Below are 21,262 nucleotides of genomic sequence, written 5' to 3' on the forward strand. Positions count from 1 at the left end.
GGTGCGGGCTCGCTGCAGTTTCCCGTGACCTCGACCTTTTGACGACATGACCGCTTCGCCCTCTTCCCTGCGCGCCATCGCTGCCTTGATGGCGCTGGGCCTCTGCAGTGCCGCCCATGCCCAGTCCAGCGTGCAGATCTCCGGCCGCATCGACCTGGCTGCCCGCCGCGTGGACAACGGACCCGATACGCAAAACCAGCTGGTGCGCGAAGGCGCCCGCAGCAGCAAGTTGTCCATACAAGCCAATGAAGACCTGGGCGGCGGCCTGAGCGCCGGCGTGGTGCTGGAGATGCAGGTGCGCGCCGACAACGGCACCTCGGCCTCCACCTTCTGGGAACGGCAAAGCCTGGTGCGGCTGCGCGGCCCCTTCGGTGAGCTGCGGCTGGGCCGCGACTTCGCGCTGCAGAACTCGATCGGCGGCGACTTCGACGCCCTCAACGGCAAGGGCGTGGGCAACATGATGAACATGGCCACGCCGTTCAACTTCTCGAACACCAACACCTACACCCGGGTGAACAACGCGGTGTCGTACCTCACGCCCAACTGGCAGGGCGTGTATGCGCAGCTGCAGCTGGCCCCTTCGGAGGGCACCACCGGCAACCGCCACGTGGCGGCGGGCCTGTTCTACGTGCAGCCGGGAACCGAGGCGCGTGCCACCTGGGGGCGCACCAAGGTGAACAGCGTGGGCCGCGTGAATGCGCTGACCGGGGTCAGCCGCGCCGTGGCGGCCGAAGGCGAATTCGACTATGCCGGCCTGGGCCTGTCGCACGACTTCGGGCCGGTGCGGCTGCTGGGCTCGTACCTGTTCTGGCGCAGCGCGCAGGAGGTGGTCACGGGGCAACGCCGCTTCCAGCGCAACCTCAACCTGGGCGCGATGGTGCCGGTGGGCGCGGCAGGCAGCTTCAACGTGGCCTGGACGGGCGCCGACCGCTCGGGCCTGGGCAGCGACGACCAGGATGGCCGGCAGCTGGGCGTGCAGTACGTGCACAAGCTGTCCAAGCGCACGCTGCTCTACACCAGCTGGGCACGGCTGAGCCAGTCGGCCCTGGCCGCAGCCGACACCGCTTCTTCCGGGGCCCGCTACAACGTGGACGGCACCACGCTGCTGGGCCGGACCGGCGGCGGTATCGACGTGGGCATCGTCCACGCCTTCTAGACGGTCAACGCATGCTCCCCGCCCAGGGCCTCCACCAGGTCGGGGATCAGCTGCCGCAGCTCGCCGGTGGCGATGGCGGCATCGGCTTCGAAGGCCTCGTCCTTCTCCACCTTGGGCAGGCCTTCGAACACACCGTCCAGGAAGGCGATCTTGCGGATCTGGCCAGTGTCGCTGAGCACGAAGGACACCCGGCCCTGCCAGGTGAGTGCCAGCCGCGTGGGCAGCTTGCCGCCGCGGATGTGCTCACGCACCTCCTCGATGTCCAGCGCATGGCGGGCATAGCGCACCACCGACTTCATCTCGTCGGGCGACTTCAGCTCGCACTCGCGGTCGATGCTGAAGGCAGCCGGCGGCTCGGTGCCGGCCAGCCAGGCCGACATCACCGCCACCGGCGTTTCGGCCGTCTGCAGCAGCGTCAGCGCCAGGCCGTCACCGGCCTTGACCAGCTGCGTCACCACCTCGTCGGCGCGGTTGGCGCTGCCGCTGTCCACCAGCAGCAGGCGCTGCGTGGGGTCGATCCACACCTGCACGCTGGCACGCTTGGCAAAGGCCTGCGGCAGCAACTCGTGCAGGGCGTCTTCCTTCAGCTCCTTCATCTGCTTCTTGCCAGGCTTGCGGCCGGTCTGCTGCTCGATCTGCGCGGCCATCTCTTCGGCGCGGCGGCGCACCACGGCGCCGGGCACGGTCTTGTGCTCCACCTGCAGCTTCAGCAGCCAGTGGCCGTCCACCACCTCCACCAGCGGCGCATGGGCCACGCCGCGCGGCTCCACCCAGCCGGCCGACATGGGCTGCGTGGGCGTGCAGGGCACGAAGCGCATCTTGTCGAGCGCCGCCTCGAGCTGCGCCGGGTCGGCCGTCCATTCGGGGGCGATGCGGTAGACGATCAGGTTCTTGAACACGGGGTCAGGTCGCGGTGGGAAAAACCGACGATTGTCCCCCGGCCGGGTCGGCCGCCGCCAGCCGCCACCAGGTAACGGCGGGTGGCCAATGGCATCAATATTGCTGATTTGCAGACCCGCCTCGACGACAGCTCCCGGAGACACCCTCTTGCGCCTGCCCGCCCTGCCCGCCGCCCTGCTCACCGGCCTGGCCCTGCTCGCCAGCACCGCCCATGCCGCGCCCGCCGCCCGTTGCCTGACCGACTGCACGCCGCGCATCGGCATCGTCTCGGCCTTCGGCGCCGAGGCCGACATCCTGGTGGCGCAAACCACCGGCAAGCGCACGCACGTGGTCAACGGCAACCGCTTCACCACCGGCACGCTGCGCGGCAACCGCGTGGTCATCGTGCTCAGCGGCGTCAGCATGATCAACTCCACCATGGTCACGCAGCTGATGCTGGACCACTTCAAGGTGCAGCGCTTGATCATGAGCGGCATCGCCGGCGGCGTGAACCCGGCCCACCACGTGGGCGACGTGACGGTGCCCGAGCGCTGGGTGATGCCGATGGAGGTTTACTGGCAGAGCAACGACCAGGTGCCCGCCGCCTGCGGCACGGCGGGTGATGTGTCTTGCCTGGGCCTGTCGCTGGCCAAGACGCCGGCCGGCCAGCCGCTGCCGCCCTACCAGGGCTGGTTCCTGCGCGAGAACTACGTGATGAACAGCGCCAACGCGCCCAAGGGCGAGTTCCGCTTCGACTATCCGGTGGATACCGAGATGCTGGCCGTGGCCCGCAACCTGAAGCCGGCGCTGCAGCGCTGCGGCCCCAAGGCCGCCGCCAGCGGCACGGTGGACGAGAAGCAATGCGTGAAGCACCAGCCCAAGCTGGAGGTGGGTGGCACCGGCGTCTCGGGCACCGCCTTTCTGGCGCACGCACCGTACCGGCGCTACCTGTTCGAAACCCTGAACGCGCAGGTGTTCGAGATGGAGACCGCGGCCCTGGCCCATGTGGCCTATGCCAACCGCGTGCCCTACATCGCGATGCGCAGCGTCAGCGATCTGGCGGGCGCCGAAGAATTCAATGCCGACGTGGCCGCGCTGTTTTCCAGCGGCCTGGCCGAAACCAACGAGGCCGCGGTGACGCTGGCCTTCCTCGAAGCCTGGGCCGCACGCGGCAAGCCGGCACGCTGAGCGCACCTCCACTCCCTCTGCCCATGACCTTCTTGAAGCTCACCTCCCTGGCCGCCGGCCTGGCGCTGGCCGCCCCGCTGCTGGCCCAGGCCCAAGCCGCTGCACCTGCCACGCCGCGCCCCATCAAGGCCGTGGTCATCACCATGTTCGGGCCCGAGGCCGAAGGCTGGTTCCAGCCGCTCAAGCTCGACGAACGCATCAAGGTGCCCGGCCTGTCACTCGACTACCCGGAGCTCCGCTGCAACACCGACGACGTGTGCCTGCTGACCACCGGCATGGGCCATGCCAATGCCGCGGCTTCAACACTGGCGCTGGCGATGGACCCGCGCTTCGACTTCACGCGAAGCTATTTCCTCATCGCCGGCATCGCGGGCATCGACCCGCAGCAGGGCACGCTGGGCACCGCCGCCTGGGCGCGCTGGCTGATCGACTTCGGCATCGCGCATGAGATCGATGCCCGCGAGATGCCCAAGGGCTGGTCCACCGGCTACTACGGCCTGCTGACCAAGGGCCCGGGTGAGAAGCCCAAGTTCGAGTACCGCACCGAAGCCGCCCGCCTGGACGAAGCCCTGCTGCAGAAGGCGCTGGCGCTGACCCGCCAGCTGCCGCTGCAGGACAGCCCGGCCGCCGCCGCCTACCGCGCCAAGTACAAAGAGCCCGCCGCCCGCGCCAAGCCCACCGTGACCCAGTGCGACACGTTGGGTGGCGACACTTGGTGGCACGGCCACCGCCTGGGCCAGCATGCCCGCGACTGGACGAAGCTGCTGAGCGACGGCCAGGCCACCTACTGCACCACGCAGCAGGAAGACAACGCCACCTACAACGCGCTGGAACGTGCGGCGGCGGCAGGCAAGGTGAACCTGAAGCGCCTGGCGGTGCTGCGCGCCGGCTCCAACTTCGACCGCCCACATCCGGGGCAGTCGGCGCACCAGTCGCTCACCGCGTCGTCCACCGGCGGCACGGGCGGCTTCGTGCCGGCGCTGCAGAACCTGCAGATCGTGGGCGGTGCGCTGGTGCAGGACATCGTGCGCCACTGGCCGCAATGGCGCGAGGGCGTGCCCCAACCCTGACCAGCTTCACGCACAGCCCCGCCTCGTTCACACTGTTTTGAGGCGCGGCAACAGGCATGGGCCTTGCGGTTACTCCGTGAAAACACTCATGGAGGATGCTCTTGCGCCGTACCCGCCGACCTGCCGCCGCCTGCCTCACGCTGGCCCCGCTCACCACCGCCTTGCTGCTGGCGCTGCCCGCGATGGCGCAGGAAGCACCCAAGCTCGAATCGGTGACCGTCACCGCCGAGCGGCGGGCCGAGAACATCAAGGACGTGCCCAGCTCGGTGTCCACCATCTCCGGTGAAACGCTGGACGTGCTGAACTCCAGCGGTCAGGACGTGCGGGTGCTGTCGGGCCGTGTGCCCAGCCTCAACATCGAATCGTCGTTCGGCCGGGCCTTCCCGCGCTTCTACATCCGCGGCTACGGCAACACCGACTTCCGGCTCAATGCCTCGCAGCCCGTCTCGCTGATCTACGACGACGTGGTGCAGGAGAACCCCATCCTCAAGGGCTTTCCGGCCTTCGACCTCGAGCGGATCGAGGTGCTGGCCGGCCCGCAGGGCACCTTGTTCGGGCGCAACACGCCGGCCGGCGTGGTCAAGTTCAATTCGGTGCGCCCTTCGCAAAAGCAGGAGGGCTACTTCAGCGCCGGCTACGGCAGCGACAACGCGGTGAACCTGGAAGGCGCCTTCAACCTGCCGCTGTCGGGCGCCTGGTCGGCCCGCGTGTCGCTGCTGTCGCAGCAGCGTGACGACTGGGTGCACAACACCAAGGCCAGCGGCACGCAGGACATCGAAGGCTACCGCGACCGCGCGGTGCGGCTGCAGGCGCTGTACGAGCCCAGCAAGGACTTCAGCGCCCTGTTCAACCTGCACAACCGCGACCTCTCGGGCAGCGCGCGGCTGTTCCGCGCCAACATCATCCAGCCGGGCAGCAACCACCTGGTGGACGGGTTCGACCCCGACAAGGTCAGCCTGGACGGCATCAACGAGCAGACGCTGTCCAACACCGGCGGCAGCATGCGGCTGAAGTGGGGCCTGCCCGGCATGGCCCTTTACTCGATCACCGGGTATGAGACGCTGAGCAGCTTCAGCCGCGGCGACGTGGATGGCGGCTTCGGCGCCGCCTTCCTGGGCAATGACGATCCGGCGCCCATCCCCTTCCCTTCCGAGACCTCGGACGCGCTGCGCGGCCACAGCCAGTGGTCGCAGGAGTTCCGGCTCGAATCGGCCACCGAGGCACCGCTGCAATGGCAGACCGGCCTGTACTTCTTCAAGGAGAAGTACCGCATGCTGAGCGCCAACTACGACTCCACCACCGCGGGCAATCCGCAGACGGGCAACACCATCACCACCACGCAGAAGAACGACGCGTGGGCGGTGTTCGGCTCGCTCAGCTATGCGGTGAGCCCGCGGCTGAAGCTGCGCGGCGGCCTGCGCTACACGCATGACAAGAAGGAACTGAGCACCGCGCCCGATGCGTCGCTGGACAGCTCCGCCGGGCTGGCGCTGGAGACCAACAACTCCAAGACCAACTGGGACGCCAGCGCCACCTACGCCGTCACGCCCGACGTGAACGTGTATGCACGCGTGGCCACCGGTTTCCGGGCCGGCAGCATCCAGCCGGCCTCGGCCTTCGCGCCGATGTCCTCGGCCGCGCCCGAGACCAACACCTCGTACGAAGCGGGCGTGAAGGCCGACCTGTTCGACCGCCGCGCGCGTCTGTCGGCCAGCGTGTTCCGCTATACCGTCAAGGACCAGCAGCTGACGGCCGTGGGCGGCACCGACAACGCCAACATCCTGGTGAGCGCCAAGAAGGCCCAGGGCCAGGGCGTGGAGATGAACCTTACCGCCTACCTGACCGACAACCTGCTGCTGGGCCTGTCGGGCAGCTACAACCACACCAAGATCAAGGACGGCGACCTGCAGGTGCGCGGCTGCGCCATCTGCACCATCACCGACCCGGCGGGCACGCTGCCCGGCACCTACAAGCTCGACGGCAACCCGCTGCCCAACGCGCCCAAGTGGATCGGCAACGTCAACCTGCGCTACAGCGTGCCCACCGACAGCGGCGAGTGGTACGTGTTCACCGACTGGTCGTACCGCAGCAAGGTCAACTTCTTCCTCTATGAGTCCAAGGAGTTCACCGGCAAGTCGCTGCTCGAAGGTGGCCTGCGGCTGGGCTACATCTGGGGCAACGGCAAGTACGAAGCGGCGGTGTTCGGCCGCAACATCACCGACAAGGTGGTGGCCACTGGCGCCATCGACTTCAACAACCTGACCGGCTTCATCAACGAGCCGCGCACCTGGGGGGCCTCGTTCAAAGCGACGTTCTGACCCTGGCGCCACGCGCCGAAGGCCCACGCCTGGCTACCGATTGTGAGCAGTACCGCCAGGGTCGGGTTGCGCCCATCGCACCCGACCCTGGGTCAGGTCTTCGATGCGCAGCCGCAGGGCCGGCGCCGCCGGCTCCGGCACGGTGAAGTCCAGTGTCACCTCCATGCCGTGCTGCACATCGCCCAGCGTGGCGCGGGCGGCCTCCAGCTCGCGGCGCAGCGCGCCTTCCATCGCATAAGGCACGGTGCACTGCAGCGTGGCCAGGCGCTCCAGCGTCACCCGCTCGGCCTGCAGCAGCGCCTGCGCCACCGCATCGGTATAGGCCCGCACCAGGCCCCCGGCGCCCAGCTTGACGCCGCCGAAGTAGCGCACCACGGTGGCCAGCACGCCTTCCAATGCCTGGTGGCGCAGCACTTCCAGCATCGGCCGCCCGGCGGTACCGCCGGGCTCGCCATCGTCGTTGGCGGCCGAGTCGCCGCCGGCCAGCAGCGCCCAGCACAAATGGGCGGCGCCGGGGTGCTCGGCCCGCAGCGCGGCCACGCGTTGCAGTGCGCCGGCCCGGTCACGCATCGGCTCCACGCAGCCGATGAAACGGCTCTTCTTGATCACCAGCTCGCTGGCGACCGGCGCGGCCAGGGTGGAGGCCAAAGCCGCGTCAGCGCCCGGCGTTCAGCGCCGCCGCGTGGTGGGCCAGGTGGTCGGCGATGAAGCTGGTGATGAAGTAGTAGCCGTGGTCGTAGCCGGCATGCCGGCGCAGCGTCAGCGGCTGGCCCACGGCCTGGCAGGCGGCCTCGAAGGCTTCGGGGTGCAACTGCTCGGCCAGGAACTTGTCGGCCAGGCCCTGGTCGACCAGGATGCCTTGCGGAAAGAGCGCCTGCTTTTGCTGCGCCATCAGCGCGCTGGCGTCGTGCGCTTCCCAGGTGCTGCGGTCGTCACCCAGATAACCGCTGAAGGCCTTGTGACCCCAGGGGCAGCGGGTGGGCGCGGCAATCGGCGCAAAGGCGGACACCGAGCGGAAGCGCCCCGGGTGGCGCAGCGCCAGCGTCAAGGCGCCATGGCCGCCCATCGAATGGCCGAAGAGGCCGGCGCGCTGCGCGTCCAGCCCGAAAGCGGCGGCGGCCTCGGGCAGCAGCTCGGCCATCAGGTAACTTTCCATGCGCCAGTGCTTGGCCCAGGGCGCCTGCGTGGCGTCGAGGTAAAAGCCCGCGGCCACGCCGAAGTCCCAGGCATCGGCCTCGCCCGGCGCGTTGGCGCCACGCGGGCTGGTGTCGGGCATCAGCAGCGCGATGCCGTGCTGGGCCGCGAAGCGCTGCGCACCGGCCTTGATGGCGAAGGTTTCTTCGTTGCAGGTCAGGCCCGCCAGGTAGGTGAGCACGGGCACCGGCCCTTGCGCCGCCTGCGGCGGCAGGTACAGCCCGAAGCGCATCGGCAGGCCGATCTCGCGCGAGTCGTGCTTGTAGAAGCGCTGCTCGCCGCCAAAGCAGCCGTGCGCACTGATCAGTTCGAAGCTCATGCGGACCTCCTGCCGTGCTGCGGGATCAGTAGACGACGACCGAGCGGATCGACTCGCCGCGCTTCATCAGGTCGAAGCCTTCGTTGATCTGGTCCAGCTTCAGCGTGTGGGTGATCAGGTCGTCGATGTTGAGCTTGCCTTCCATGTACCAGTCGACGATCTTGGGCACGTCGGTGCGGCCGCGGGCGCCGCCGAAGGCGCTGCCCTTCCACACCCGGCCGGTGACCAGCTGGAACGGCCGCGTGCTGATTTCCTGGCCGGCTGCGGCCACGCCGATGATCACGCTCTGGCCCCAGCCGCGGTGGGTGCACTCCAGCGCCTGGCGCATGGTGGTGGTGTTGCCGATGCATTCGAAGCTGTAGTCGGCGCCGCCGTCGGTCAGCTGCACGATGGCGTCCACCACGTTGGGCACGTCCTTCGGGTTCACGAAGTGGGTCATGCCGAACTTGCGCGCCATGGCTTCACGCTCGGGGTTCAGGTCCACGCCGATGATCTTGTCAGCGCCCACCATCTTGGCGCCCTGGATCACGTTGAGGCCGATGCCGCCCAGGCCGAACACCACCACGTTGGCGCCGGCTTCCACCTTGGCCGTCCACAGCACGGCGCCGATGCCGGTGGTGACGCCGCAGCCGATGTAGCAGACCTTGTCGAAGGGCGCGTCCTCGCGGATCTTGGCCAGCGCGATGGCCGGGGCCACGATGTGGTTGGCGAAGGTGCTGGTGCCCATGTAGTGGAACAGCGGCTTGCCGTCGATCGAGAAGCGCGAGGTGCCATCGGGCATCAGGCCCTTGCCCTGCGTGGCGCGGATGGCGGTGCACAGGTTGGTCTTGCGCGACAGGCAGCTCTTGCACTGCCGGCATTCGGGCGTGTAGAGCGGGATCACGTGGTCGCCGGGCTTGAGCGAGGTGACGCCCGGGCCCACGTCCACCACCACGCCGGCGCCTTCATGGCCCAGGATGGCGGGGAAGATGCCTTCGGGGTCGGCGCCCGACAGCGTGTAGTAGTCGGTGTGGCAGATGCCGGTGGCCTTGATCTCGACCAGCACCTCGCCTTCGCGCGGGCCGTCCAGCGTCACTTCTTCGATGGTCAGCGGGGCACCGGCTTTCCAGGCGACGGCGGCTTTGGTCTTCATGGGCAAATCCTCAAGGCTTGAAACTGAAAGCGGCCGCTTCGAACGGCCGCCGTGGACGATGGGGGTGACGGCCGTTCAGGTCCGCGGTGCGGCCACCGCGGCCTCCAGCGCATCGACGAAGCGGGCCGCCACGTCGAAGCCGGTCTGCTGCGTGATCTCCTGAAAGCCGGTGGGGCTGGTGACGTTGATCTCGGTGACGCAGTCACCGATCACGTCCAGGCCCACGAACAGCAGGCCGCGGGCGGCCAGCACCGGGCCGATGGCCTCGGCGATCTCGCGGTCGCGGGCCGACAGCGGCTGGGCCACGCCCTTGCCGCCCACGGCCATGTTGCCGCGGATCTCGCTGCCCTGCGGGATGCGCGCCAGCGCATGCGGGATGGGCTCGCCGCCGATCAGGATGATGCGCTTGTCGCCCTGCACGATCTCGGGCAGGTACTTCTGCACCATCACCGTGGTGCGGCCGTGCTGGTTCAGCGTCTCGATGATGCTGCCCAGGTTCAGGCCGTCGGCACCGACGCGGAAGATGCCCATGCCGCCCATGCCGTCCAGCGGCTTCAGGATGATGTCCTGGTGCTGGGCGTGAAACTCGCGGATGGCCTGGGCGTCGCGCGTCACCAGCGTGGGGCCGATGACGTCCGGGAACTCCAGGATGGCCAGCTTCTCGGGGTGGTCGCGCAGCGCACGCGGGCTGTTGAGCACACGGGCGCCTTCACGCTCGGCCTGCTCGAGCAGGTGGGTGGCGTAGAAGTATTCGCTGTCGAAGGGCGGATCCTTGCGCATCAGCACGGCGTCCACCGCGGCCAGTTCCACCGGCCGCTGCTCCTCGACCTTGAACCAGGCATAGGCATCGCCGGTGAGGCTGATGCGCCGGGCATCACGGGCCACCACGCGGCTGCCGCGCTGCCAGGACAGGCCGCGCTGCTCGCAGGCCCATATCGTGTGGCCGCGGCGCGCGGCCTCGCGCATCATCGCGAAGGTGGTGTCCTTGGCGGTCTTGAAGACCTCCAGCGGGTCGGCAACGAACAGCAGATCCATGGGGCGCAGACGGGTCAGCGGGCGGGGCGCCAGTGTTGCACAGCCAGCGCCAGCGCGCCGGCCACCACGCCCCAGAAGGCCGAGGCCACGCCGAACAGGCTGAGGCCGCTGGCCGTGACCACGAAGGTGATGAGCGAGGCTTCGCGGGTGCGCTCGTCCTTCATCGCCACCGCCAGGCCGCTGCCGATGGTGCCCAGCAGCGCAAAGCCGGCCACGGCCAGCACCAGCGCCTTGGGAAAGGCCGCGATCAGCCCCACCACCGCGCCGCCCAGCAACCCGACGAGGATGTAGAAGACGCCCGCCGCCGCCGCAGCCATGTAGCGGCGGTCGGGGTCTTCATGCGCCTCGCGGCCATTGCAGATGGCGGCGGTGATGGCGGCCAGGTTGAAGGCATAGCCGCCGAAGGGCGCCAGCAGCAGGCTGGCCAGGCCGGTGCTGGCGATCAGCGGCGACACCGGCGCGCTGTAGCCCGCCGCACGCAGCACCGCGACGCCAGGCAGGTTCTGCGAGGCCATGGTCACCACGAACAGCGGCAGCGCGATGCCCACCAGCGCACCCAGCGTGAAGCGCGGCGCCGTGAACACCGGATGGGCCGGCGACCAGTCGATGCTGCCCAGGTGCAGCGTGCCCTGCAGCGCCGCCACCGCCATGCCCACGGCCAGCACACCCGGCACCGCATAGCGTGGCCACAGGCGGCGCCCGGCCAGGTAGGCCAGCAGCATGGTCAGCACCAGCGCCAGGTCGGTGCGCAGTGACAGGAAGGCATCGAAGGCGAAGCGCACCAGCACGCCGGCCAGCAGCGCGGCCGCCAGCGATTGCGGGACGCGGTCCATCACCCGCCGGAAGGCGCCGGTGACACCGGCCAGCACGATGAGCAGCGCACAGACAATGAAGGCGCCCACGGCCTCTTCCATCGTGCGACCGGCGCCGGCGGTGACCAGCAGCGCCGCGCCCGGCGTGGACCAGGCGGTGAGCACTGGCTGCCGGTACCACAGCGACAGGCCGGCGCTGGTGAAGCCCATGCCCAGGCCCAGCGCCCACATCCAGCTGCTCTGCTGCGCCGGCGTGGCACCCAGGCTGGCAGCGGCCTGGAAGATGATGACCACCGAGCTGGTGAAGCCGACCAGCACGGCGACGAAGCCCGCCACCACCGAGGTGAGCGAGAGATCCTTCCAAAACTGCACAGGCTAGATTTCTACTTTGGAGCCCAGCTCGACGATGCGGTTCGCAGGCAGGTGCAGGAAGTCGGCCGCCGCCGCCGCATTGCGGTGCATGTTGGCGAACAGCTTCTCGCGCCACATCGCCATGCCCTGGCCGATGCTGGGCACCACGATGTCGCGGCTGAGGAAGTAGCTGGTGTCCATCTCGTCCAGCGGCACGCCGCGGCCGGCCAGCAGCTTCAGCGCCTCGGGCACGTCGGGGTCGTTCTTGAAGCCGAAGTGCAGCAGCACCGACCAGCAGTCGTGGCCCAGCGGCGTCATCTCGAGCCGGCGGCCGAAGCCGATCCACGGCACCTCATGGTTCTGCACCGAGACGAACAGGTTGTACTCGTGCAGCACCTTGTTGTGCTTGAGGTTATGCATCAGCGCGTTGGGCACGATGGTGGGGTCGGCCGACAGGAAGACGGCCGTGCCCGGCACCCGCGTGGGCGGGCTGATGAACACCGATTCGAGGAAGCTCTTCAGGTCGATCGCGTCGTCGCGCAGACGCTCGGCCACCAGCTGGCGGCCGCGCATCCAGGTGGTCATCAACGTGAACATGCCCAGGCCGATGACGATGGGGAACCAGCCGCCCGAGAAGAACTTGAGCAGGTTGGACAGGAAGAAGGTGATGTCGATCAGGAAGAAGAAGCCGGTGGCCAGCAGGCACAGCGGCAGCGAATACTTCCAGCCGTAGCGGATCACGTAGAACGTCATCACCGTGGTGATGGTCATGTCCAGCGTGACGGCGATGCCGTAGGCATGCGCCAGCTTGGACGAGCTGCCGAACAGCCCTACCGCCAGCACGATGAGCACGTACAGGCACCAGTTGATGAACGGCACGTAGATCTGCCCCGTGTCGCGCACCGACGTGTGCTTGATGTACATGCGCGGCAGCAGGCCCATCTGGATGGCCTGCCGCGTGACCGAGAAGGCCGCGGTGATCAGCGCCTGCGACGCAATGATGGTGGCGCAGGTGGCCAGCCCCACCAGCGGCAGCGCCGCCCACTTGGGCGCCAGCAGGTAGAACGGGTTGGCCGCGGCCTCCGGCTCACGCAGCAGCAGCGCGCCCTGGCCGAAGTAGTTCACCACCAGCGCCGGCATCACGAAGCTGTACCAGGCGATGCGGATGGGTTGTTTGCCGAAGTGGCCGAGGTCGGCGTAGAGCGCCTCGCCGCCGGTGATGCACAGCACCACCGCGCCCAGCGCGATGAAGGCCACCATCGGGTGGGCGGTGATGAAACCCACCGCGTACATCGGGTTCATCGCCAGCAGCACGTGCGGGTTCTCGATGATGCCCGGCAGCCCCAGCGCCACCAGCGCGATGAACCAGATCAGCATCACCGGCCCGAAGAAGCGGCCGATGCCGCCGGTGCCGAAGCGCTGCACCGCGAACAGCACGGTGATCAGCAGCAGCGTGACCGGCACCACCACGCCGTGCAGCGCCGGCGCGGCCACCTCCAGGCCCTCCACCGCCGACAGCACCGAGATGGCCGGCGTGATCACGCCGTCGCCATAGAAGATGGCGGTGCCGAACATGCCCACCAGCAGCAGCGTCTGGCGCAGCGCCGGCCGCTCCTTCACCGCGGTGGTGGCAAGCGCCAGCATCGCGATCAGCCCGCCTTCGCCGTTGTTGTCGGCGCGCAGGATCAGCAGCACGTACTTGAGCGAGACGACGACCGTCATCGTCCAGAAGATCAGCGACAGCACGCCCAGCACGTTGTCGTGCGTGACGGCGACGCGACCTTCCGCAAACACTTCCTTCAGGGCATACAGCGGACTGGTGCCGATGTCGCCGTAGACGATGCCCAGCGCGGCGAGCGTCAGGGCGGCCAGGGCGGCCGGAGAGCGGTTGGCGTTGTGAGAACCCACGAAGCAGCACCCCACCAGGAGGGGTCGGTCATCGAAAGACGGCTATTGTGCTCGCAGCCGATGCTGCACTGCCGCAAACCGTGGCTACTCGTACACCTCGGCGTCGGGGTCCGTCGCTTCCAGCTCATAACTGGCCGCCAGCATCGCCAGCCGGCCGATCACGCCGTACATGTAGAAGCGGTTGGGCGCGCTCACCCCCGGCTTGGCGCCCGGCTTGGGCAACTGGTTGTGCTCGGCGAAGGCCAATGGCACGTAGCGCGCGCCCGGAGTGTTCAGGTTCTCGTCGGTGCCGCGCTCGGCGTGCACGCGGTAGAAGCCGCCCACCACGTAACGGTCGATCATGTAGACCACCGGTTCGGCCACCGCGTCGTGCATGCGCTCGTAGGTGGGCACGCCTTCCTGGATCAGCACCTCGGTGACATGCTGGCCGTCCTTGGCCTCGCCCATCTTCTCGAGCGCGCGGCGGCTCAGCTCGGCCAGCTCCTTGGCGTCGCGCACCATCAGGATGCCCATGCCGTCGGTGCCGTTGTCGGCCTTGACCGCCACGAAGGGCTTCTCGTTGATGCCGTATTCCTTGTACTTGCGGCGCACCTTGGCCAGCATCGCGTCGGCCTGCGTCTGCACGCAGTCCAGGCCGTCGCCGTGGCTGAAGTCCACCTGACCGCACTGGGCGAACATCGGGTTGATCAGCCACGGGTCCATGCCCATGAGCTTGCTGAACTTCTTGGCCACTTCCTCGTAGCTCTGGAAGTGCTTGCTCTTGCGCCGCACCGCCCAGCCGGCGTGCAGCGGCGGCAGCAGGTACTGCTCGTGCAGGTTCTCCAGCTTGGCCGGCAGGCCGGCCGAGAGGTCGTTGTTCAGCAGCACGGTACAGGGATCGAAGTCCTTCAGGCCGACCCGGCCGCGCACCCGCTGCAGCGGCTCCACCGTCAGGTCGCTGCCGTCGGGCAGGGTGACGGTGGTGGGGCCGGTCAGGCTCTCGTCCAGCGAGCCCAGGCGCACGTTCAGGCCGGCCTGGTGGAAGATGTTCTTCAGCCGCTGCAGGTTGGCCAGGTAGAAGCTGCCGGCGTGCCGCTCGGGCACCAGCAGCAGGTTCTTGGCCTCGGGGCAGATCTTCTCGATCGCCGCCATCGCCGCCTGCACCGCCAGCGGCAGCATCTCGGGCGTCAGGTTGTGCCAGCCGCCCGGAAACAGGTTGGTGTCCACCGGCGCCAGCTTGAAGCCGGCATTGCGCAGGTCGACCGAGGTGTAGAACGGCGGCGTGTGCTCCATCCATTCGAGCCGGAACCAGCGCTCGATGGCCGGCATCGACTCGAGGATGCGCTGTTCCAGTTCGTTGATGGGCCCGGTCAGGGCGGTGATGAGATGCGGAACCATACTGATCGCCCGTATACGCAGTGAAGACTGATTCTAGGAGTGCGGCAGGTGGCGGCGAGCGGCTGATTCACCAGGGGCGTGCGGCAAACGGCCGCCGCGCCGGGCCGCCCCAAGCGGCGGCGCTCCCCCTTGTATCTTCCCGACCCAGCCCTCCAGAGTTTCTCTGAAGGCCGACCGTGTCGCGGTTGCTGCGCCAAACCTGATGCCCCCTCGAGCTTGCAGCTCGTCCCCAAGCCTGAGGTCAACGCAGCGGCCCGTCTTGTCCAACCGTGTAGCCCGAACAGTTGCCAATCATGAGCATGCATCCGCAAGGTGGGGTAGCGAACGTGGATCGTCGCATCAACGTCGGTATCGACGTGGCCAAGCAGCATTTCGATGTCAGCCTGGACACCTCGATGCGGCGCCTGGGCAACGACACCGCGGGACACGACGAGGTGATCGCGATGTGCCGGCAGGCCGACGTCGACCTGGTGGTGCTGGAGGCCAGCGGTGGCTACGAACGCGCGCTGGTGCTGGCCTTGCAGGAAGCGGGCTTCAGCGTGGTGCGGATCAACCCGCGCCAGGCGCGTGACTTCGCCAAGTCGATGGGCGTGCTGGCCAAGACCGACCAGGTCGACGCCCGCGTGCTGCGCGACTTCGCCAACGTGCTGGCCGTGCATCCGGACCGTGCCGCCTACATCACCGCCCCGCAGGAGCCGCAGCGCGCCGAGCTGGCGGCGCTGGTGGCGCGCCGCAGGCAGCTGGTGGACATGCGCGTGGCCGAGGCCAACCGGCTGCAGCAGACGACCTTGCCCAAGGCCGTACGCAGCATCCAACAGGTGCTGCGCCTGCTGGACCGCCAGATCGAGATGGTGGACAAGGACACCGACGACCACCTGGACCGCCATTTCAAGCAGCAGCGCACCTTGCTCGACAGCGTCAAGGGCGTGGGGCCGGTGACGGTCATCACCCTGACGGCGATCCTGCCGGAGCTGGGCAAGCTGCAACGCCGCCAGATCGCCAAGCTGGTGGGGGTGGCGCCGCTGGCCAATGACTCGGGCAAGCGCCAGGGCAAGCGACGCACATGGGGCGGGCGCGCCGATGTGCGCGCGGTGCTGTACATGGCCACGCTGTCGGCGGTCAGGTTCAACCCGGCCGTCAAGGCCTTTTACGCGCGCTTGGTGGCCGCTGGCAAGCCCAAGAAGGTGGCGCTGGTGGCCTGCATGCGCAAGCTGCTGACCGTGCTCAACGCCATGCTGCGAGACCAGGCCACCTGGGACGCCGCCAAGCACCTGCAGCCCGCGTCAGAGGCTTGACTTCGAACACAGTTGCTTGGGGGGCGCGAGCGTAGCGAGCTTGGGGGCTCCGTTCAGCCGCCGGGCCGCCCCAAGGCTGAATGCGCCCCCCTGGGGGGCAGCGAGCGTAGCGAGCTTGGGGGCTCCATAAAAAAGGGGCCGCCCGAAGGCGGCCCAATCGCTCTGTCGATCTTGGTTGGCTGAAGCGGCTTACTTGCTGTAGGCCGTTTCGCCGTGCGAGGTGATGTCCAGGCCTTCGCGCTCATCTTCTTCGGAGACGCGCAGACCGATGGTCAGGTCGACGATCTTGTAGGCGATGACCGAGACCACCGCCGACCACACCACGGTCAGCAGCACGGCCTTGGCCTGCGTCCACACCTGGCCGGCGATCGTGTAGGCATCGGGGGCGATCATGGCCACCGTGGTCCAGTCGGCCACGGCGCTGGGGCCGCCCAGGTTGGGCGAATTGAACACGCCCGTCAGCAGCGCACCCAGGATGCCGCCCACACCGTGGACGCCGAACACGTCCAGCGAGTCGTCCGCGCCCAGCATCTTCTTCAGGCCGTTGACGCCCCACAGGCAGGCGAAGCCGGCGATGAAGCCGATGATCAGGCCGCCGCCGATGCCGACGTTGCCGGCCGCGGGGGTGATGGCCACCAGACCGGCCACGGCGCCCGAAGCCGCACCCAGCATCGAGGCCTTGCCACGCATCAGCGCTTCACCGATGCACCAGGCCAGCACGGCGGCGGCGGTGGCGAACAGCGTGTTGATGAAGGCCAGGGCCGCGAAGCCGTTGGCTTCCAGCGCGGAGCCGGCGTTGAAGCCGAACCAGCCCACCCACAGCAGCGAGGCACCCACCATGGTCAGCGTCAGGCTGTGCGGGGCCATGCTTTCCTTGCCGTAGCCCACGCGCTTGCCCACCATGTAGGCACCCACCAGGCCGGCGACGGCCGCGTTGATGTGCACCACGGTGCCGCCCGCGAAGTCCAGCGCGCCCCACTGCCAGATCAGGCCAGCCTTGGCGTTCATCGCATCGACCACATCAGGACCGGTGTAGGCGTCCGGGCCCATCCAGAACCACACCATGTGGGCCACCGGCGCATAGCTGAAGGTGAACCAGATGGCGGTGAACAGCAGCACGGCCGAGAACTTGATGCGCTCGGCGAAGGCACCGACGATCAGCGCGCAGGTGATGCCCGCGAACGTGGCCTGGAAGGCCGCGAACACGATTTCCGGAATCACCACACCCTTGCTGAAGGTGGCCGCGTTGGCGAAGGTGCCGGCGGTGTTGTCCCAGATGCCCTTCATCATCAGGCGGTCGAAGCCGCCGATGAAGGCATTGCCTTCGGTGAAGGCCAGGCTGTAGCCGTAGATGGCCCACAGCACGACGATCATCGCGAAGGTGACCATCACCTGCATCAGCACCGACAGCATGTTCTTGCTGCGCACCAGGCCGCCGTAGAACAGCGCCAGGCCGGGGATGGCCATCATGATGACCAGCAGCGTGGACAGCATCATCCACGACACGTCGCCCTTGTTGGGCGTGGGCGCCGGCGCAGCGGCTTCCGAGGCGGCGGCAGCAGGTGCCGGCGCGGCTTCAGCCGCCGGGGCGGCTGCTTCCGAGGCGGCGGCGGCCGGTGCCGTCGCAGCCGGGGCCGAGGCGGGCTCCTGCGCCACGGCCATCCCTCCGAGGCCCAGGAGCGACAAGCCCAGGGCGAACGAAACAATCAGTTTTTTCATGGGTCTTTCTTTTGTTGGGCGTCAGAGCGCGTCCTTGCCGGTTTCCCCGGTGCGAATGCGCACGACCTGCTCGAGCGGCGACACGAAGATCTTTCCGTCGCCGATCTTTCCGGTGCGCGCGGAGGCCTCGATGGCCTCGATGACACGGTCGACGATCGCGTCGTCGACGGCGGCTTCGATCTTCACCTTCGGCAGGAAGTCGACGACGTACTCGGCGCCGCGGTACAGCTCGGTGTGGCCCTTCTGGCGGCCGAAGCCTTTGACTTCGGTCACCGTGATGCCCTGAACGCCGATGCCGCTCAAGGCCTCACGCACTTCGTCGAGCTTGAACGGCTTGACGATGGCGGTCACCATCTTCATGGTTGCTTTCTCCCGTTGGATCAAAAGTGTGCTGACGCCGGAAACGGCGCCGGTCGAGCAGGACAACTCGCCGCGGACCGGCGAAGAGAACGTGGCTCCCGGCGGCAGGCCACCGGGCGACTGCGGGGTTTTTGCAGCTTTTGTGCCAACACCCTGTTTCAGGCGCACGCCCCAGACCGGGGCAGGGTTCGCGCATCGCACCAAGCACCAGCATCGGCCGCACCAGTGCAGTGAATCGCCCAAATCCGCACCTCGCAGGTGCATTCTTTTGACGTCTTGCCGGGCCGAGGCAGACGCTCACAATCCGCGAAGTCGCAGTTCGGACGCCGTTTCCCCTCAATCTGGAGGCTGGCCATGACGCTGGCGATCGTTGCGAGCCGCGCGCTCGACGGGCTGGAAGCTCCCGCGGTGCAGGTGGAGGTGCACCTGGCCAATGGCCTGCCGGCCTTCAACCTGGTGGGCCTGGCCGACACCGAAGTCAAGGAAGCGCGCGAGCGGGTGCGCGCCGCTTTGGCGCACAGCGGACTGGGCTTCCCGCACAACAAGCGCATCACCGTGAGCCTGGCGCCGGCCGACCTGCCCAAGGAATCCGGCCGCTTCGATCTGCCGATCGCGCTGGGCATCCTGGCCGCCAACGAGCAGCTGGATGCGGCCAAGCTCGCGCGCCACGAGTACGCGGGTGAGCTGTCGCTGGCCGGCGAGCTGCGGCCGGTGCGCGGCGCCGTGGCGCTGGCTTATGCCGCCCGCCGCGCCGGTGCCAGCCGCTCGCTGGTGCTGCCCGAAGGCAGCGCCAGCCAGGCCGCCCTGGTGGACGGCGTGGCGGTCTACGGTGCCCGCCATCTGATGGACGTGGTGAGCGCCCTGCAGCCGGGCGACGACGCGCCGCCGCTGGCCCGCGCCGCCGCGCCCGAACACCCGCCTGCGCCACCCGGCCCCGACCTGCGCGACGTGCGCGGCCAGGCCGCCGTCAAGCGCGTGCTGGAGGTGGCGGCGGCCGGCGGCCACAGCCTGCTGATGGTGGGCGCGCCCGGCACCGGCAAGTCGATGCTGGCGCAGCGCCTGCCCGGCCTGCTGCCGCCGATGGCCGAAGAAGAGGCGCTGGCCACCGCAGCGATCGCCAGCCTGGGGCGCAACGGCTTCGACCTGGCGCAGTGGCGCCAGCGCCCGGTACGCGCGCCGCACCACTCGGCCAGCGCGGCGGCGCTGGTGGGCGGCGGCTCGCCGCCGCGGCCGGGCGAGATCTCGCTGGCGCACGGGGGCGTGCTCTTCCTCGATGAACTGCCCGAGTTCCCGCGCCATGCCCTGGAAGCCCTGCGCGAGCCGCTGGAAACCGGCCAGGTCACGCTGTCGCGCGCGGCGCGCCAGGCCACCTACCCGGCGCGCTTCCAGCTGGTGGCGGCCATGAACCCCTGCCCCTGCGGCTTTCTGGGCGCGCCGGCCGGGCACCTGCGCGCCTGCCGCTGCACGCCCGAGCAGATAGCGCGTTACCAGGGCCGGCTGTCGGGGCCGCTGCTGGACCGCATCGACCTGCAGGTGGACGTGCCGGCCATCCCGCCCGCGCAGTTGATGCAGGCGCCCGAAGGCGAGCCCAGCGCCGTGGTGGCCGCGCGCGTGGCTGCCGCGCGCGAACGGCAGCAGGCCCGCCAGGGCTGCATCAACGCCGACCTGGGCCCGGCGGAGGTGCCGCTGCACTGCGTGCCCGACGCCACTGCCAGCACCCTGCTGCAGCGCGCCGCCGAGCGGCTGGGCTGGTCGGGCCGCGGCCTGCACCGCACGCTGCGCGTGGCCCGCACGCTGGCCGACCTGGCCGGCGCCGACACCATCGGCATGACCGAGATGGCCGAGGCGCTGCAGTACCGGATGGCGGTGATCGGCCACTGACGCGTGCGGATCAGCGGCCGGCCGCCGGCAGGTCGCTGTCGGTCAGCGTGCGCAGAAAGGCCACCAGGTCCTGCATGTCCGCTTCGCTCAGCCGCGGCTGGCCCTGCGGGCCGGTGCCGAAAGGCGCCTCGGTGTTCAGGTTGGCGCGGTAGCGGGCCGGCAGGTCGTCGAAGCGCTTGACGCGGCCATCGGGGCCGCGCGGATACACCCGGGCCGGGTGCACATCGCGCTCGGCGTAAAAGCGCACCGCGTCTTCCAGCCGGTGGTACACGCCGTTGTGGAAGAAGGCCTGGCGCACCGCCACGTTGCGCAGGCTGGGCGTCTTGAAGAGGCCGCAGTATTCGGGGTGGTCCTTGAGGTCGGTGCGCAGCGGCCCGCACAGGCCGAGGTCGTACCAGGACCGGTGCGCGTTGGCATGGATGGCCGCGTTGCGCGGCACGCCCAGGGCGATCAGGCCGTGGTCGGTGAACTCCGGGAAGACGCCGCGCTTGATGGCGCCCGGGTGGCACTGGAAGCAGTTGCCCTTGTTGGGGTCGTTGAACACCGCCAGCCCGCGGCGCTCGGCAGCGCTGAGGTCCGCCCGGCCCCGCAGGAAGTCGTCGTAGCGGCTGCTGTACGGGTAGAAGTCGGCCGGGCTCTGCTGGAACACCTCCAGCGCCCACAGCAGCCCCTTCCAGGCCTTGTCAGGCTGGGCCAGCACCTGCGGCCCGAACGTGCCGCGAAAGGCTGCCGCACTGGGCGATGCCGCCAGACGGGCGACCACCTCGGCGCTGTCGTGATTGGCCATTTCCAGCGGCGACAGCAGCGGCAGCGCAGCCTGCTCGTGCGTGGAATCGGCGCGGCCGTCCCAGGTGCGCCCGCCCGTCGGCCCCTGGTCGATGCCGTCGTTGCCATCGGTGTCGTTGAAATGCTCGCTGAAGGGCGGCGTGGCCTGACGGTAGCGCAGCGAGGGCACGGCCCGCAGGCCCTGCTGGCGTCCATCGGGGCCGCCCAGCTGAACCGCCAGCGCATTCGCAGGCCCGTAGGCATGTTGCGGGCTGTGGCAGGTGGCGCAGCTCATGCGCTGCGAAGCCGAGAGCGCGGGCTCACTGAAGAGGCGCCGGCCCAGTTCGGTCAGCTCGGCCGCCGAGGGTTGGCGCTCGAACGTGGTGCCGTAGAAGGGCTGAGCCGCCCCGGCCGGCGCGGCCTGGCTGGGCTGGAAGAACACACCTGCCACCAGCAGCGACATCTGCACTGCGATCGATACGACTCTCACCGGCCCGGCTCTC

The 21,262-nt window shown here is 69.0% G+C and carries 17 protein-coding genes; 6 read left to right on the forward strand and 11 right to left on the reverse strand.

Translation table 11 applies throughout. The features are described 5' to 3' along the window. The first annotated feature begins 46 nt into the window (after positions 1–46). Complete coding sequence (locus MW290_RS31095) at positions 47–1,156, forward strand: porin (protein ID WP_250198194.1); 1,110 nt, start codon at positions 47–49, stop codon at positions 1,154–1,156. Here MW290_RS31095 and MW290_RS31100 read toward each other — a convergent pair. After that, entirely contained in the window at positions 1,153–2,055 is a 903-nt protein-coding gene (locus MW290_RS31100; RefSeq protein ID WP_250198195.1) for a recombination-associated protein RdgC, read from the reverse strand. The genes MW290_RS31095 and MW290_RS31100 overlap by 4 nt on opposite strands. Before the next feature lie 148 nt (positions 2,056–2,203). On the opposite strand from MW290_RS31100, the gene MW290_RS31105 reads away from it, so the two are divergent. From MW290_RS31105 to MW290_RS31115, 3 genes are all read left to right on the forward strand, one after another. After that, the gene (locus tag MW290_RS31105; protein WP_250198196.1) at positions 2,204–3,223 is read left to right on the forward strand and encodes a 5'-methylthioadenosine/S-adenosylhomocysteine nucleosidase; all 1,020 of its coding nucleotides are present in this window, start codon (positions 2,204–2,206) and stop codon (positions 3,221–3,223) included. Between the two features lie 23 nt (positions 3,224–3,246). Further along, positions 3,247–4,293 (forward strand): purine-nucleoside phosphorylase, encoded by a 1,047-nt coding sequence (locus tag MW290_RS31110; protein WP_250198197.1) that lies wholly within the window; start codon positions 3,247–3,249, stop codon positions 4,291–4,293. Between the two features lie 95 nt (positions 4,294–4,388). Beyond that, positions 4,389–6,611 carry a TonB-dependent receptor gene (locus tag MW290_RS31115; RefSeq protein WP_375142906.1) on the forward strand — a complete coding sequence of 741 codons (2,223 nt, stop codon included), beginning with the start codon at positions 4,389–4,391 and terminating at the stop codon, positions 6,609–6,611. 33 nt (positions 6,612–6,644) lie between these two features. On the opposite strand, the gene MW290_RS31120 is transcribed toward MW290_RS31115, so the two are convergent. The 7 genes from MW290_RS31120 to gshA all read right to left on the reverse strand — a co-directional run bounded on the left by MW290_RS31120 (position 6,645) and on the right by gshA (position 14,739). Next, positions 6,645–7,259, reverse strand: a complete 615-nt coding sequence (locus MW290_RS31120) for an IMPACT family protein (RefSeq protein WP_250198199.1) — start codon at positions 7,257–7,259, stop codon at positions 6,645–6,647. A 7-nt stretch (positions 7,260–7,266) separates the two neighbouring features. Continuing rightward, the gene (fghA, locus tag MW290_RS31125) at positions 7,267–8,124 is read right to left on the reverse strand and encodes an S-formylglutathione hydrolase (RefSeq protein ID WP_250198200.1); all 858 of its coding nucleotides are present in this window, start codon (positions 8,122–8,124) and stop codon (positions 7,267–7,269) included. Positions 8,125–8,149: 25 nt separating this feature from the next. Beyond that, a complete protein-coding gene (locus MW290_RS31130; RefSeq protein ID WP_250198201.1) occupies positions 8,150–9,256 on the reverse strand; it encodes an S-(hydroxymethyl)glutathione dehydrogenase/class III alcohol dehydrogenase in 1,107 nt (368 codons plus the stop codon). A 75-nt stretch (positions 9,257–9,331) separates the two neighbouring features. After that, positions 9,332–10,291, reverse strand: a complete 960-nt coding sequence (gene gshB, locus MW290_RS31135; protein ID WP_250198202.1) for a glutathione synthase — start codon at positions 10,289–10,291, stop codon at positions 9,332–9,334. 14 nt (positions 10,292–10,305) lie between these two features. Beyond that, positions 10,306–11,475: a benzoate/H(+) symporter BenE family transporter gene (locus MW290_RS31140; RefSeq protein ID WP_250198203.1), complete on the reverse strand. Its 1,170-nt coding sequence runs from the start codon at positions 11,473–11,475 to the stop codon at positions 10,306–10,308. 3 nt (positions 11,476–11,478) lie between these two features. Next, complete coding sequence (locus tag MW290_RS31145; RefSeq protein ID WP_250198204.1) at positions 11,479–13,362, reverse strand: potassium transporter Kup; 1,884 nt, start codon at positions 13,360–13,362, stop codon at positions 11,479–11,481. 84 nt (positions 13,363–13,446) lie between these two features. Beyond that, positions 13,447–14,739 (reverse strand): glutamate--cysteine ligase, encoded by a 1,293-nt coding sequence (gene gshA / locus MW290_RS31150; protein WP_250198205.1) that lies wholly within the window; start codon positions 14,737–14,739, stop codon positions 13,447–13,449. A 299-nt stretch (positions 14,740–15,038) separates the two neighbouring features. Here gshA and MW290_RS31155 point away from each other — a divergent pair, with 299 nt between their 5' ends. Continuing rightward, positions 15,039–16,034, forward strand: a complete 996-nt coding sequence (locus MW290_RS31155; RefSeq protein WP_445659481.1) for an IS110 family RNA-guided transposase — start codon at positions 15,039–15,041, stop codon at positions 16,032–16,034. A 189-nt stretch (positions 16,035–16,223) separates the two neighbouring features. Here the strand turns inward: MW290_RS31155 and MW290_RS31160 are convergent, their stop codons facing one another. Further along, positions 16,224–17,753 (reverse strand): ammonium transporter, encoded by a 1,530-nt coding sequence (locus MW290_RS31160; RefSeq protein ID WP_250198206.1) that lies wholly within the window; start codon positions 17,751–17,753, stop codon positions 16,224–16,226. 21 nt (positions 17,754–17,774) lie between these two features. Then, the gene (locus MW290_RS31165; RefSeq protein WP_046113293.1) at positions 17,775–18,113 is read right to left on the reverse strand and encodes a P-II family nitrogen regulator; all 339 of its coding nucleotides are present in this window, start codon (positions 18,111–18,113) and stop codon (positions 17,775–17,777) included. 354 nt (positions 18,114–18,467) lie between these two features. Here MW290_RS31165 and MW290_RS31170 point away from each other — a divergent pair, with 354 nt between their 5' ends. Beyond that, positions 18,468–19,994 carry a YifB family Mg chelatase-like AAA ATPase gene (locus tag MW290_RS31170; RefSeq protein ID WP_250198207.1) on the forward strand — a complete coding sequence of 509 codons (1,527 nt, stop codon included), beginning with the start codon at positions 18,468–18,470 and terminating at the stop codon, positions 19,992–19,994. A 10-nt stretch (positions 19,995–20,004) separates the two neighbouring features. Here the strand turns inward: MW290_RS31170 and MW290_RS31175 are convergent, their stop codons facing one another. After that, positions 20,005–21,249: a cytochrome-c peroxidase gene (locus MW290_RS31175; RefSeq protein ID WP_250198208.1), complete on the reverse strand. Its 1,245-nt coding sequence runs from the start codon at positions 21,247–21,249 to the stop codon at positions 20,005–20,007. Positions 21,250–21,262: the final 13 nt, after the last annotated feature.

The sequence above is a fragment of the Aquincola tertiaricarbonis genome (assembly GCF_023573145.1).
GTDB lineage: Bacteria > Pseudomonadota > Gammaproteobacteria > Burkholderiales > Burkholderiaceae_C > Aquincola > Aquincola tertiaricarbonis_B.